The organism is Neisseria subflava (assembly GCF_003044935.1).
Classification (GTDB): Bacteria; Pseudomonadota; Gammaproteobacteria; order Burkholderiales; family Neisseriaceae; genus Neisseria; species Neisseria subflava_E.
Window position 1 is genome coordinate 1057942 of the sequence record NZ_POXP01000001.1, and the last position, 12488, is coordinate 1070429.

The following is a 12488-nucleotide window of genomic DNA, read 5'->3' on the forward strand; positions in this document are numbered from 1 at the left end:
CCTTCAATTGATCAACCAATCAGCTGTTTCAACACTTCAGCCTTGGCTTTGTCAAAATCTTCTTGCGAAATCAAACCGCCATCCAGCAAAGACTTAAGTTTCACCAATTTAGCCTGCGGATCTTCGGCAGCCGGCTGAACATTTTGTTGAGCCTGTTGCGCATTCGGCTGCATCATGCCAGACATGGCACCCGCCATCGCCTGACCAATACCGGCACCCACGCCCAAACCTGCACCGATTCCGGCAAGTCCGCCTTCATTTTGTGCCGCAAGCGGGATGGATTCGGCGGTTTGATATTGGGTGTAGCGACCCAAATCGCCGATAACGCCCATCGAAATTTTCTTATCCAACGCAGCCTGGATAGAAGCAGGCAAGGAAATGCTTTCAACCGTAAAGTTTTCCAGCGCCAAACCCAGCTTGGCAAATTCCGCACCGAGCAATTCGCCGATTTTTTGCGACAACAAAACTTGGTTCGCCGCCATATCCAAAAATGGAATACCGGAGCTGCCAAACGCGGCCGCCAATTGGGTAACTGCAATATTACGCAGCTGGTTTTCCAAATCTACGCCGCTGTATTGCGCTGCCACGCCGCTGACTTCTTTGAAAAATTTTGCCGGATCGCTGATGCGGTAAGAATACATACCGAACGAACGCAGTTGCACCGCGCCAAACTCGGCATCTCGCACAGTAACAGGTTGGGACGTACCCCATTTTCGTGCAAGCTGTTGTTTAGTATTGAAAAAGTAAACATCCGATTTAAACGGAGATTCAAAGAGCTTGTCCCAGTTTTTCAAATTGGTCAGCACCGGCAGCGTTTGCGTATTAAGCGTGTAACGCCCCGGACCGAACACGTCGGCGGTCACGCCTTCATCGACAAACATCGCCATCTGCGCCTCACGCACAGTCAGGCTTGCACCGTTTTGGATCTCCTCATCGGCAATCGGAAAACGCCACATCAGCAGGCTGTCATCGGGATTAGGCCATTGAATGACGTCGATAAACTGTTTCTTGATAAAGTTGAACATCGCAGTTCCTTATTTTAAGAAGAAGGGATAACTTATGGGCAGCCAGGTCAATTTGCCTGGTCAGTTATATCGCTTATTTTAAATAGATAAAACGTTATACGATATTAACATTTAAAATGTCTTTAATGTATGTGAATAGAGTGGGCGGCTGTATATACTTTTATCGCAAACTAAATAATAACCATGGTAATATTAACTTATTGAAAATTCAAAATTAAACCTCTTACGACTCAGTTTTACACGTTTTCCAGGTTTTTTTATCCATACTGTCTCATAAAAAAGACAAATATTTGCGATAAATCATTAAAGAAATTAATAAAAGTAAATATATTACCCCATCAGCATTGTTAATATTCATTAAATATTATAAACTTTGCCATGCAATGGTACTAAATTATCACACTGATTTTTCCAAACTAAAAGGAATTTACATGAAAAATTCTGCTCATTTCTGTCTTGCTGTGTTGGCACTGTCTGCTGCAGTAGGCGCACAGGCTGCCCGCCCTGTTGAGTTTACCGTTGGCAGCGAATATTACAACGAAACCTATCGCGAATATGAACAAGATGGTAGCCGAATAATGCAACAAAAAGGCAACCTGTGGTCTATTAATGCGGGGGTTAAATACCGTTTCAACGATCGCCATGCGGCAAAATTGGAAGGCCGTTATTCCCGTGGTAAATCAGATTACACAGGAAGTTTCCAAAATGGATTTGGTGAATCCACAGGTTATGGTTCTGCAACACTCAAAGACGCCCCACGTCGTGCATACGATATCCGTGCCTTATATGAATATACACATCCGATTAACGATCGCTTTAGCCTGACTGCCGGTGCAGGCTTGGGACACCGTGTTCTGAGAGATTTGAGCCGACGTGTCGATCCTGATGATTATGACCGCAAAAACCGAACTACATATGCGCAAATCAATGCCGGTGTGAATGTTGCCCTTCCTGCAAACTTTGAGATTTCTCCTCGTATTGCCTACAATCGTGCCGTTAAGGGCCGCCAGTATTCTTACGAGCCAGATCGAGAAGAAACCAGAATGAAACAAGGTGGCGGACAAGGTATTGAGGTTGAAGTACCTGTATCTAAAAAATTCGCTAACGGTTCTAAAATCACCCTAACCCCGTTCTATCGCGGCTGGAAAGTCAAAGATTCAAACTTCACCGTTACAGAAGACTATGGCTTCGTTCAATTGGGCGCGATCGAACCTAAAAACCGCACCCGAGAAACAGGTGTAAGATTGCAATACTCGTTCTAATTTAGCAAACTTAAGTAGTTAAAACATTTCAGACGGCCTTGTATATAACAGGCCGTCTGAATTTTTTGATGCTTTCAGAATTTCACTATAACGCCAATACCATCAGACATAAGACCTTATCAGTCAAAAAAATCTACCGATAATTTTTCTAGGTAGGAGTCAGGAACAGCACATCTTTTGCTATCCAACCGACCATCAAAATCAAGTCAAGCAAGCCGCATTCAAAATGCCGATCGAGATGGACACTGCACCAAACAACGCGCCGACGGCAACATTGTTACCGATGAGTTCTGCGGTAGCGCCTTTAATCATCATTGTCGCAGCGAAATAGACAAAAATCTGAATTACGGCTGCGGCAAGGGCCCACAGGATAAAATCGATGAAGCTGACGCTGTGTGCAATGCTTGAGGCAAGCGTCAGACAAAAACCGACCAACGCGCCGCCAAATGACAAGGCGCAGGCAAGGTTGCCGTTTTTAATCAGGCGCAATTCTTCAACGGGTGTAATCCGCAGATATACGGCAGCAAAAACAACGGTCATGGCGATACCTGCCAACATGTATTGCAGGTAGAGCAGATATTGGGACAGAGAAATACTCACGATAAGATTCCTTGGTTTGCAATAAAGTGATTATGCCATATTTTTGAAGATAAACCCTTCGAAAAATATGGCATTTTTAGAAGCGCTTCAGGCCGTCTGAAACGGTCTGATTTTTAATTCATGTTTTATTGTGATAATCGTTGACGATTTTTGTATGTTTATGTAACTATTGCGCACCGTTATTTATTAGAGCAAAGAGGAGAATATGAGCATACTCGCCGCTATCCGCCCTAAAGAGCCTTTGCGCCATTTGCGCTGGTTTGACATGCTGATTGTGACCGCTATCCTGTTCGGTCAATTTGCCTACCGTTCTACCCAACTTTATATCGCCAGCCTGATGCCGCAAGTGGAAACAGCCGCGGTTGCCGAAGAGGCGCGCGATACTGCGGTAACCGGCGTGGCTTATTCTGAAAACATGAGCCTGCAGTTGACGCTGCTTGCTATTGCTCTGATTTACCTCGTTATCCGCCGTTTCGACTTCAAACAATTGCCGATTCGTTTTAACTTAGGCGTGTTGTTTTGGACGCCTGTGATTTTTATCCTGATGGGTCTGACCGCCGATGCGGTAACTTCGTTAAGCGGCGGCTACAATTATTTCACTACTGAAATTTTCCAATACATCAAACCATTATCCATCTTCGACAAATTCGCCGCACTTGCGCCGATGGCCATCCTCTACGGCCTTTTAAACGGCTTTTATGAGGAATTCTGTTTCCTCGGTCTTTTGACCTGCGTGGAAGACAAATACAAATGGCAGGCATTGGCCTATTCGACCTTGGTGCGCATCTCCTTCCATACTTATCAAGGTATGCTTTGGGCGACCGTTATCGGCGTTGTTTTCGGCTTGATGTACTACTTCTTCTACAAATACAAAGTTAAAAACCTGCTGCCGTTTTTCCTGATTCACGCCTTGGCAGATATGTTCGGCTCCGGCTTCATCTATTTGATTTGCGCTTAATAGCAACGGTTGGATGAATAAACAAGGCCGTCTGAAACATCATTTTTCAGACGGCCTTTTATCCTCTATCGGTTTACTTAATCAAAGTAATTGCTACATCGGCATCTTCGGTTGCAACTGCCTCAATCACTGCATCGCCGCCAAAACGCAACACCGATCCTGCGCCGACCGTATGTTTTTCAGTCTGATTCAACGTCACGTCAAAGCTTCCTTTTCCAACGGCAAAAATCAGCGTTTTAAAACCCGGATGATCGTGCGGCTTAATTTGCTCCCCTTTCTTCATGTCTTTCTTAACAACCATGTAATTTTCGCCGCTGAAAATCTTACCGTTTTCGGAAGAAACCTCCCCCAAAGGCGCGGCAGAAACGGCAACGGAAAACAAAGCAGACAGTAATACAGCAGAAATATTGGATACTTTCATGACAAGCCTTTCTTAAACAGAGCTTCCATTCTATAAAAACCCACTTCATTGTTCAATAATAATTCTCATTTTCCAATAAAAAAGCCGTCTGAAACCCAACGATATTGTTCAGACGGCCTGATTGACCTGTATAATATTTTCTTATTAATAAAATCGCTTTACATACCCATCAAATGGAAACCATCAGAAAAGATCCGCTCGGCTCGGCATGGGTGGTTATTGCCGCGCTCAGCTTTACCGTCATGAACCTCTCCGTCAAAGCCGCCTCTACACATTTCGGCTTTTCCAGCGGCGAGCTGGTCTTTTGGCGCATGCTGGTCTCCACCCTGTTCTTAGGCATCATGGCCAAAGCGCAAGGCAACACATTTTCCACGCCGCATTGGAAAACCCATCTCAACCGCAGCGTCATCGGCACGCTTGCCATGATGTGCACGCTTTATTCCGTCATACATCTGCCGCTGGCAACAGGCGTCACACTCAACTACACCTCCTCCATCTGGCTGGCCATTTTTTCATTTTTCATTTTAAAAGAACGAATTACGCTTTATACCCAAGCCATTTTGGTTATGGGCTTTGTCGGCGTTATCCTGCTGCTCAACCCATCTTTTCAAGGCGGACAGGAATTTGCCGCACTGGTCAGTTTGGCAGGCGGCGCCATGTCAGGCTGGGCGTATTTGCAAGTGCGCGAACTCTCGCTTTTGGGCGAACCGGGCTGGCGCGTGGTGTTTTATCTGTCGCTTACCGGCCTGATTATGTCCGCCATTTGGAGCTGCTTTACCGGCTGGCATCCGCTGACCGCGTCTTCCCTGCCCTATCTGGCCGGCATCGGCATCTCCGCCATGATTGCCCAACTGGCCATGACCCGCGCCTATAAGGTCGGCAAGAAATTTACCGTTGCCTCGCTTTCCTACCTGACCGTCGTTTTCTCCGCCCTATCCGGCGTATTGCTTTTCGGCGATAAAATCACTTGGCAGGAAGCCGCCGGCATGGTTATCATTGTTGCAGGCGGCGTGTTCAGCAGCTTTACTCCGGCCTCAATCAAAAAATTTCTGATGAAGCAATAATTTAACAAGGAGAACACCATGATTTCCATCCGCGAACAATCTTACGGCTTAAACGTAGCGCTGTACAACGAGTTCACTTTGGACGATTTCCGCCAATTGGAAGAAGCCTTGTTGGCCGCAAAACAAAAAGTCCATCTGCCCGACATCCTGTTGGACTTGTCCATGCTGAAAGACTTCACCATCGATATGGCGGTCGAACAAATCAAATTCCTCAACCAACATGAAACCGACTTTGGCCGCGTTGCCGTCATTACCGACGATATTTGGATCAAACTCGGCGCGCGCCTGTCCAGCCTCTTGACCAACCAACATCCCAAATATTTCAGCGATGCCACCGAAGCACAGGCTTGGTTGTTGGCAAGCAATTTGAAATAAAAACAAGGCCGTCTGAACGCATTACCTGAGCAAATTCAAAACCGCTTAGGCTCAAAATCAACGGTATCACAATATTTTTCAAAGCATCAAAAAGGCCGTCTGAAACCTTGCAACCTGCAAAGTTTCAGACGGCCTTTCATCGTTTTTATTCAAAAACTTACATCACATCCAACACATCAATGCCCAACAACTCCAAGCCTTGTTTCAGCGTGTCGCCGGTGAGCTTCGCCAGTTGCAGACGGCTGTTGCGGGTTGCGCCTTCTGATTTCAAAATCGGGCAGGCTTCGTAGAAACGGCTGAACAAGGTAGCGATTTGATAGAGGTAGGCAGCTAGGTAGTGCGGATACGCAGTATCTGCCACGCTTTGCAGCACGTCTTCAAATTTCAGCAGCTCGGCGGCCAGTTGCTTTTCCAAAGGTTCGATCAAAACGGTTGGCGCAGTTGCGTCCCATTCACCGGCTTTGCGGAACACGCTTTGTACGCGTGTGTAGGCGTATTGCAGGTAGGGGGCGGTATTGCCTTCAAACGAAAGCATGGCGTCCCAGTCGAACACATAATCGCTGGTGCGGTTTTTGCTCAAATCGGCGTATTTGACTGCGCCGATGCCGACGGTTTTGCCGATTTTACCTGCTTCGTCTGTGCCCAATTCAGGATTTTTCTCTTTTACCAAAGCAGTGGCGCGCTCGACTGCTTCGGTCAGCAGGTCAACCAGTTTTACGGTGTCGCCGCTGCGCGTTTTGAACGGTTTGCCGTCTTTGCCCATCATCGTGCCGAAGCCGATAAACTCGGCTTTTACATCTTCCGGCAGATAGCCTGCTTTGCGGGAAGTGGTAAAGAGTTGTTCGAAGTGCAGGGCTTGGCGGTGGTCGACGACGTACAGCAAGCGGTCTGCATGAAGCGTGCTGACACGGTAGCGCAAACACGCCAAGTCGGTGGACGCATAAAGGAAGCCGCCGCCTTGTTTTTGCACGATAATTGCGGCAGGTTCGCCCTCTTTGTTTTTAAACTCGTCCAAGAACACGACTTTCGCGCCGTCGTCTTCGACTGCTAAACCTTTTTGAACCAAATCATCGACTACGGGCTGCAAATCGTCGTTATATTTCGATTCGCCCGCCACATCTTCAGGGCGCAGTTTCAAGCCCAGCGTGTCGTAAACGGCTTGGGCATGTGAGAGCGAAATATCGACAAACTGTTTCCACAACGCCAACACGGTTTCATCACCGCCTTGCAGTTTCACAACATATTCGCGTGCGGTGTCGGCGAAGGCAGGATCTTCGTCAAAGCGTACTTTGGCAGCACGGTAAAACTGTTCCAAATCCGCCAGCTCGAACGCGGCATTATCTTTTTGCTGCTCAACCAAATAAGCGACCAACATGCCAAACTGCGTACCCCAGTCGCCGACGTGGTTTTGACGGATAACGGTGTTGCCCATAAACTCCAACACGCGCGAAATGCTGTCGCCGATGATGCTGGAGCGCAGGTGGCCGACGTGCATTTCTTTGGCCAAATTAGGCGAGGAATAGTCGATAACGACGGTTTTCGGTTGGTCGGTTTTCGCTACGCCGAAACGCGCGTTGTTCAAGGCCGTCTGAATGTTTTGAGCGAGAAATTCAGGACGCAGGCGCAGGTTGATAAAGCCCGGGCCAGCGACTTCCGCGCTTTCAATCACAGCGTTGTCGGCCAATGCTTCGGCCACTTTTTGCGCCAACTCGCGCGGATTTTGTTTGGCTTTTTTCGCCGCACCCATCACGCCGTTGATTTGGAAATCGCCGAAGTCGGGATTTTTCGCCGCCTGCAATACAACGGGGCTGTCGGACAAACCGGCAGCGGCAAAGGCTGCTTGGGCTTCACGTTCGACGGTTTGGTATAAATTCATGTTTTCGGTCTCTATCAATTCAAATCAGGCGGTATTTTAAAAGAATTTCGGGCTTTAAAACAGGGCAAGCTGCAATACTTTTCCAGCGGCTTGTTATATGATTGCATTCTGATTCAACGATTTTGCTGTAAAGGCCGTCTGAAAGGAAAAGCCATGAACCCCAAAAATACGCTTTGTCTGATTGTCGATATTCAAGAACGCCTGCTGCCCGCCCTTTCCGGCGCGGATGAAATGTTGGAACGCTGCCGCCTGCTGATTCAAGGTTTGACGGCTTTGAATGTACCCTTTGCCGTAACCGAACAATATCCGAAAGGTTTAGGCAACACCGTATCCGCTGTATCGCTGCTGTTGCCCGAAGGCACGCCTGTTGTCGAAAAAACCCAATTCTCGGCGTTTTTACCTGAAATTCAGGAAATATTACGCAAAAACGACATCAAAAACATTATTTTGGTGGGCGCAGAAGCGCATATCTGTATGCTTCAGACGGCCTTGGATTTGAAGGCGCAAGGTTACGCCGTATCCCTGCCTTTTGAATGCACCGCCTCGCGTACAACGGCCAACCGCGACAATGGTTTGGCGCAAATGAGCCGTCAAGGCATTATCGTTTCCAATGTCGAAAGTATTTTGTTCCAACTGCTCGGCGATGCCAAACATCCGGCCTTTAAGACTATCTCCAAACTGATTCAATAACAGGCCGTCTGAAATGCAATACACCATCCGCCCTGCCCTGCGCCAAGACTTGCCCGCCATCGTCGATATTTACAACAGCACCGTGGCCACGCACCAATCTACGGCCGATTTGTCGCCGACCACGGTTGCCGAACGCGAAATATGGTTTGCCGCGCACACGGACAAACGCCCGATCTACGCCCTTTACGATGCCGACGGCACCATATTGGCCTGGGGCAGTTTCAGCGACTACCATCCGCGCTACGCCTATCACATTAGCGCGGAAGTCAGCATTTATGTCCGCCACGATATGCGCGGCGCAGGCGTGGGCAAAATCCTGTTGCGGCACATGCTCGAACGCGCACCTTCCTTAGGCATCCACAACGTCATCGCGCTTGTGTTTGGCCACAACTATCCGAGCCTGAACCTGTTTCACCGTTTCGGTTTTGAAGAATGGGGGCGGCTGCCGCAAGTCTGCGATTTGGAAACCATGTTGGCAGACGTGGTGATTTTGGGCAAAAGGATTGTGGATTGATTACGACAAAGGCCGTCTGAAAACTGAATTCAGACGGCCTTTTGACGGCAAAACCTTTATTCCGGTTTCTTCGCCAGCATAGTGACGAATTTAAACTGAATCGGATTGCCAAATTCGTCTTTCGCGTGCATCGAACCCAACTCTTCCTTGTATTCTACCAATTCCCAATCCTTATAGTATTCGCGCAACTCGCCCTCGCCGAACTTGAACGGGAACGGCATCGGGCAAGGGAAATCTTCCGTATCCATCGCAGACACGATCAGGTTGTAACCGCCGGGGTTGGTGTGTTCCTTCATATTGGCAATCACGTCAGGAACGTAACGCGGCATCAGGAACATAAACACCACGGTCGCCACCATATAATCGAAGTTTTCCTGAATATTGGCGGCGTTGAGGTCGTATTCAAACGCGCGGACATTCAATTCTTCAATACGCGCCAGCTCTTCCACGTTTTGAACCGCGTTCGGATTATTATCGACAGCGGTAACGTCAAAACCTTTCAAACCCAAATACAGCGCATTGCGGCCCTGACCACAGCCCATATCCAAAACCTTGCCGACGGGCACGATGCCTTCGGCGGCACGGACAGCCGAATGTGTCGCGCTCATGCCGTATTTCTTATTGAAATAGTCCGCCGCCTCGCAGTAAAACGACAGTTGGATTTCCGTATCTTGCGTTTGCGGCGCGATAAAGTGCCATGCTTGCGGATGGATAATCCAATCGCCGCTTTCAGGCGTCAGCTCGTGCGTGGCCGTAACATTGCCCGCCTCGTCCACTTCATTGAAGTTCAGACGGCCTTGGAGGACATTGAGGCAGCCCCAAGTACCGGCAGCAGTATTGTGTTTGGACAACAAAGCTTCGGGAATCTCGTCCGCCGTCCACACCGGCATCTGTTTGTAACAAAACAATTCTTGCTGTTCGCTCATCATGTTTCCTTTCTATTTTGACGGTTTCAACACGGCTTCTGCCAAGGCTTTCTGAATGGCAATAAAGTGCAGGCAATTTTGAGATATTTTAAAACTCTTTGATAATTGACCGTCCTTCCAATCTAGAACTCTAAGTGCTGTATTAAGCCTTCTTCAGGTTCTTGGCTTCGGAAAATCAGCCATAACCTTAACACATCAACCATAATTCCACGAGGCAAAGTGAGATAAAGTGATTCCTCTTCTTGAGCAAAGAGAAAATAAAAATTCACTTGATCGTTCATCACCTCAACACCCCAAGAATTGGAAGAAATATCCGCTTCTTGAATCGTCTCATCTGTTAAGATTGACAATGAATGATCCAAAAAAGAGAAATAATTTGGACCACCCATTGGATCATTCAAATAGCCGGTTAATGGATTTAATTGGTGATTTTCTTCCAAATAGCAAGCCGGAATAATTTGCCCTTTATGTTGAATATACGTAAAAATAAGTTTCATCTTTACTCCTGCTCAGCACTTGGGAAAGCCGTGACGACAGGATAGGTATAACCTTCTACACGTACGTCTGAATTTGAAATGCCAACCCACATACCTTCAGCTTTACGAATAGAATCTAAATCATCTACTTGATTCATATAAGCAGAATTAATTTCCACTTTGATACGATCTGCCGTCCACGTTTGAGGAAACATCAAGGTCTCCCCATTATTGTTAGTTTTAGTCATATATTGATTAGTTTCACTATCAAAAGCGGAAATTTGTGCAAGATATACGCCATTTGGATAAGTATATAATATCCGATCAACACGTATATTGCCTAAGGCGGCATGTCCACCGATCATGACTGTCATTTATAAGCATCCTCTGAGTCGATAACTTCTTGGTAGTTTGAGTCCTTAATCGATTTATTTAAAAAATCAATCCATCGTCTAATAATAAAGATAAATTCTATTTTAGGTAGTTTAATTTGATATTGCTTATTATCTGAATCATATAAAAAGAATATATAAACATCATCTCCTACTACATCCACTCCCCAAGAATTAGAAGATATATCCTCTTCTCTATTACTTATCAAAATATTCAGAATATCCTTAAGAAATTCTTTATATTCAATTTTATCTCCTAAGTCATCATTCAAATAAGATATTAACGGTGTATAATCCCCCTTAAACTCTGAGTCACATGTTGGAATAAATTCTTTTTTTACCTCATTAAAATAATACTCAAATATAATTCTCATATTTTTCTACTTAAAATCAATTGGCGCTGTTACCTTATAAACATTTTTATTTTCTTGCTCGTTGATGTAATGATCTTTTTGGCGATTAGAAATCCTTTCATTCAATCCTTTATTTCGATTTCCTCCTATATTTAGCTATATCTTCTGATTAATTAACCGCATTTTTAGTCTTGGATTTCAACATCCCTCTAGCCTTAACTAACGCCAATCCCGCGCCACTTAACGAGTGATAAAGTGCAGGGTATTTTACACGTGCAAACCGTATTTGCCGATATTTCAGACGGCCTTATGTTATGATACCGCCTTATTCGACAAAGACATGCCCATGGATAAACCCGTTTACCTCTACACAGACGGCGCATGCAAAGGCAACCCCGGCGCAGGCGGCTGGGGTGTATTTATGCGCTACGGCACGCACGAAAAAGAACTGTTCGGCGGCGAAGCCGAAACCACCAACAACCGCATGGAGCTGACCGCCGTCATCGAAGGACTGAAATCTCTAAAACGCCGCTGCCAAGTCGTCATCTGCACCGACTCGCAATACGTCAAAAACGGCATGGAAAGCTGGATACACGGTTGGAAAAAAAACGGCTGGAAAACCGCCGCCAAAAAACCGGTTAAAAACGACGATTTATGGAAAGAGCTGGATAGTCTGGTTCAACAGCACGATGTCCGCTGGACGTGGGTCAAAGGCCACGCCGGACACCCTGAAAACGAAAAAGCCGACGAGCTCGCCAACCTCGGTGCAGCAAAATTTGCATAACACTTCGTCCATGACTGCACTCAAACATCTCAAACCATTCTTTTGGATTGCTATCATTGCATTGATTTGTGTGACACCAAAAGCACTTATGTTCGCCTATTCGCCCTTTCATGATGTCAATGATTATTTTAACTTTGGATTGTGCGATCACATTGAGAGTGCCGAAGAATGTGACGACTTAATCACGCCTTCCTATTTATTTTGGTGGTTTATACCCAAACCGTGGCTTTTCGCATTCATCACGCTGACTGCTATTTACCTCGTTCTAAAAATTCTGATTGAAATCATCCGATTCCTATTCAGACTGAGAAAGAAAAACCCATGACCTGCCCCATCTGCACTGCCGACAACGAAGACATTTTGCTGCAAACGCCCAACCTGCGCGTTATCGCCGTCCACAACGAAGTCGGCGCACCGGCATTCTGCCGCGTGATTTGGAATGACCATGTTTCCGAGATGACCGACCTTTCCCCTGCCGAACGCAACGAAATCATGGAAATGGTGTATCAAGTTGAAGCCGCAATGCGCCAAGTCTTCCGCCCGGCCAAAATCAATTTGGCCAGCCTCGGCAATGTTGTGCCCCATCTGCATTGGCACGTCATCGCCCGCTTTGAAAACGACGCCAACTTCCCCGCGCCGATTTGGGCCGCGCCCGTACGCGAACACGGTATGGCCTTGCCTGAAAACTGGCCGGAACAAATCAAAAACTTAATCGCTTAAACTTTCAGACGGCCTGTAAGGTCCGACACGCCAAGTTCAGGCCGTCTGAACA

Annotated in this window: 17 protein-coding genes; 9 read left to right on the top strand and 8 right to left on the bottom strand. The window is 46.7% G+C overall.

Going from position 1 to position 12488, the window contains the following annotated elements; translation table 11 throughout:
- Positions 1 to 11 precede the first annotated feature (11 nt).
- Positions 12 to 1025, bottom strand: a complete 1014-nt coding sequence (locus DBY95_RS05075) for an SPFH domain-containing protein (RefSeq protein WP_070607995.1) — start codon at positions 1023 to 1025, stop codon at positions 12 to 14.
- Between the two features lie 431 nt (positions 1026 to 1456).
- Here DBY95_RS05075 and DBY95_RS05080 point away from each other — a divergent pair, with 431 nt between their 5' ends.
- Positions 1457 to 2287 carry an outer membrane beta-barrel protein gene (locus DBY95_RS05080; RefSeq protein WP_070823170.1) on the top strand — a complete coding sequence of 277 codons (831 nt, stop codon included), beginning with the start codon at positions 1457 to 1459 and terminating at the stop codon, positions 2285 to 2287.
- 201 nt (positions 2288 to 2488) lie between these two features.
- On the opposite strand, the gene DBY95_RS05085 is transcribed toward DBY95_RS05080, so the two are convergent.
- Positions 2489 to 2887, bottom strand: a complete 399-nt coding sequence (locus DBY95_RS05085; protein WP_039861961.1) for a DUF350 domain-containing protein — start codon at positions 2885 to 2887, stop codon at positions 2489 to 2491.
- 205 nt (positions 2888 to 3092) lie between these two features.
- Here DBY95_RS05085 and DBY95_RS05090 point away from each other — a divergent pair, with 205 nt between their 5' ends.
- Entirely contained in the window at positions 3093 to 3845 is a 753-nt protein-coding gene (locus DBY95_RS05090) for a CPBP family glutamic-type intramembrane protease (protein ID WP_107723597.1), read from the top strand.
- 73 nt (positions 3846 to 3918) lie between these two features.
- Here DBY95_RS05090 and DBY95_RS05095 read toward each other — a convergent pair whose 3' ends face one another.
- Entirely contained in the window at positions 3919 to 4266 is a 348-nt protein-coding gene (locus tag DBY95_RS05095; protein ID WP_003686176.1) for a hypothetical protein, read from the bottom strand.
- A 173-nt stretch (positions 4267 to 4439) separates the two neighbouring features.
- Between DBY95_RS05095 and DBY95_RS05100 the strand changes: the two genes are divergently transcribed.
- Positions 4440 to 5330 (top strand): DMT family transporter, encoded by an 891-nt coding sequence (locus tag DBY95_RS05100; RefSeq protein ID WP_063067993.1) that lies wholly within the window; start codon positions 4440 to 4442, stop codon positions 5328 to 5330.
- 18 nt (positions 5331 to 5348) lie between these two features.
- Positions 5349 to 5705 carry an STAS/SEC14 domain-containing protein gene (locus tag DBY95_RS05105; RefSeq protein WP_003686136.1) on the top strand — a complete coding sequence of 119 codons (357 nt, stop codon included), beginning with the start codon at positions 5349 to 5351 and terminating at the stop codon, positions 5703 to 5705.
- A gap of 157 nt (positions 5706 to 5862) precedes the next feature.
- Here DBY95_RS05105 and argS read toward each other — a convergent pair whose 3' ends face one another.
- Positions 5863 to 7581: an arginine--tRNA ligase gene (gene argS / locus DBY95_RS05110; RefSeq protein ID WP_107723598.1), complete on the bottom strand. Its 1719-nt coding sequence runs from the start codon at positions 7579 to 7581 to the stop codon at positions 5863 to 5865.
- Between the two features lie 153 nt (positions 7582 to 7734).
- On the opposite strand from argS, the gene DBY95_RS05115 reads away from it, so the two are divergent.
- A complete protein-coding gene (locus DBY95_RS05115) occupies positions 7735 to 8271 on the top strand; it encodes an isochorismatase family protein (RefSeq protein ID WP_107723599.1) in 537 nt (178 codons plus the stop codon).
- Between the two features lie 13 nt (positions 8272 to 8284).
- The gene (locus DBY95_RS05120) at positions 8285 to 8785 is read left to right on the top strand and encodes a GNAT family N-acetyltransferase (protein ID WP_107723600.1); all 501 of its coding nucleotides are present in this window, start codon (positions 8285 to 8287) and stop codon (positions 8783 to 8785) included.
- A gap of 56 nt (positions 8786 to 8841) precedes the next feature.
- Here the strand turns inward: DBY95_RS05120 and tehB are convergent, their stop codons facing one another.
- From tehB to DBY95_RS05140, 4 genes are all read right to left on the bottom strand, one after another.
- On the bottom strand, positions 8842 to 9711 hold the full coding sequence (tehB, locus tag DBY95_RS05125) for an SAM-dependent methyltransferase TehB (RefSeq protein ID WP_070504464.1): 870 nt from the start codon (positions 9709 to 9711) through the stop codon (positions 8842 to 8844).
- A gap of 122 nt (positions 9712 to 9833) precedes the next feature.
- The gene (locus DBY95_RS05130) at positions 9834 to 10208 is read right to left on the bottom strand and encodes a DUF5376 family protein (RefSeq protein WP_049330917.1); all 375 of its coding nucleotides are present in this window, start codon (positions 10206 to 10208) and stop codon (positions 9834 to 9836) included.
- A 2-nt stretch (positions 10209 to 10210) separates the two neighbouring features.
- A complete protein-coding gene (locus DBY95_RS05135; RefSeq protein ID WP_070504467.1) occupies positions 10211 to 10561 on the bottom strand; it encodes an EndoU domain-containing protein in 351 nt (116 codons plus the stop codon).
- A complete protein-coding gene (locus tag DBY95_RS05140; protein ID WP_070504471.1) occupies positions 10558 to 10953 on the bottom strand; it encodes a DUF5376 family protein in 396 nt (131 codons plus the stop codon). The genes DBY95_RS05135 and DBY95_RS05140 overlap by 4 nt, the downstream gene beginning before the upstream one ends.
- Positions 10954 to 11278: 325 nt before the next feature.
- Between DBY95_RS05140 and rnhA the strand changes: the two genes are divergently transcribed.
- From rnhA to DBY95_RS05155, 3 genes are read left to right on the top strand one after another with little or no spacing between them, the layout of a single operon-like run.
- Positions 11279 to 11716 (top strand): ribonuclease HI, encoded by a 438-nt coding sequence (gene rnhA / locus DBY95_RS05145; RefSeq protein ID WP_107723601.1) that lies wholly within the window; start codon positions 11279 to 11281, stop codon positions 11714 to 11716.
- Positions 11717 to 11726: 10 nt separating this feature from the next.
- Entirely contained in the window at positions 11727 to 12041 is a 315-nt protein-coding gene (locus tag DBY95_RS05150; RefSeq protein WP_070504477.1) for a hypothetical protein, read from the top strand.
- Positions 12038 to 12436, top strand: a complete 399-nt coding sequence (locus DBY95_RS05155; RefSeq protein ID WP_070504480.1) for an HIT family protein — start codon at positions 12038 to 12040, stop codon at positions 12434 to 12436. The genes DBY95_RS05150 and DBY95_RS05155 overlap by 4 nt, the downstream gene beginning before the upstream one ends.
- The last annotated feature ends 52 nt before the right edge of the window (positions 12437 to 12488 follow it).

Excerpts from the sequence above, each read along its gene's own strand:
- DBY95_RS05090 (WP_107723597.1), top strand. The coding sequence starts at position 3,093 with ATGAGCATACTCGCCGCTATCCGCCCTAAAGAGCCTTTGCGCCATTTG.
- DBY95_RS05115 (WP_107723599.1), top strand. The coding sequence starts at position 7,735 with ATGAACCCCAAAAATACGCTTTGTCTGATTGTCGATATTCAAGAACGC.
- DBY95_RS05095 (WP_003686176.1), bottom strand. The coding sequence starts at position 4,266 with ATGAAAGTATCCAATATTTCTGCTGTATTACTGTCTGCTTTGTTTTCC.
- argS (WP_107723598.1), bottom strand. The coding sequence starts at position 7,581 with ATGAATTTATACCAAACCGTCGAACGTGAAGCCCAAGCAGCCTTTGCC.
- DBY95_RS05135 (WP_070504467.1), bottom strand. The coding sequence starts at position 10,561 with ATGACAGTCATGATCGGTGGACATGCCGCCTTAGGCAATATACGTGTT.
- DBY95_RS05140 (WP_070504471.1), bottom strand. The coding sequence starts at position 10,953 with ATGAGAATTATATTTGAGTATTATTTTAATGAGGTAAAAAAAGAATTT.
- rnhA (WP_107723601.1), top strand. The coding sequence starts at position 11,279 with ATGGATAAACCCGTTTACCTCTACACAGACGGCGCATGCAAAGGCAAC.
- DBY95_RS05150 (WP_070504477.1), top strand. The coding sequence starts at position 11,727 with ATGACTGCACTCAAACATCTCAAACCATTCTTTTGGATTGCTATCATT.
- DBY95_RS05155 (WP_070504480.1), top strand. The coding sequence starts at position 12,038 with ATGACCTGCCCCATCTGCACTGCCGACAACGAAGACATTTTGCTGCAA.
- DBY95_RS05080 (WP_070823170.1), top strand. The coding sequence starts at position 1,457 with ATGAAAAATTCTGCTCATTTCTGTCTTGCTGTGTTGGCACTGTCTGCT.
- DBY95_RS05120 (WP_107723600.1), top strand. The coding sequence starts at position 8,285 with ATGCAATACACCATCCGCCCTGCCCTGCGCCAAGACTTGCCCGCCATC.
- tehB (WP_070504464.1), bottom strand. The coding sequence starts at position 9,711 with ATGAGCGAACAGCAAGAATTGTTTTGTTACAAACAGATGCCGGTGTGG.
- DBY95_RS05075 (WP_070607995.1), bottom strand. The coding sequence starts at position 1,025 with ATGTTCAACTTTATCAAGAAACAGTTTATCGACGTCATTCAATGGCCT.
- DBY95_RS05100 (WP_063067993.1), top strand. The coding sequence starts at position 4,440 with ATGGAAACCATCAGAAAAGATCCGCTCGGCTCGGCATGGGTGGTTATT.
- DBY95_RS05105 (WP_003686136.1), top strand. The coding sequence starts at position 5,349 with ATGATTTCCATCCGCGAACAATCTTACGGCTTAAACGTAGCGCTGTAC.
- DBY95_RS05130 (WP_049330917.1), bottom strand. The coding sequence starts at position 10,208 with ATGAAACTTATTTTTACGTATATTCAACATAAAGGGCAAATTATTCCG.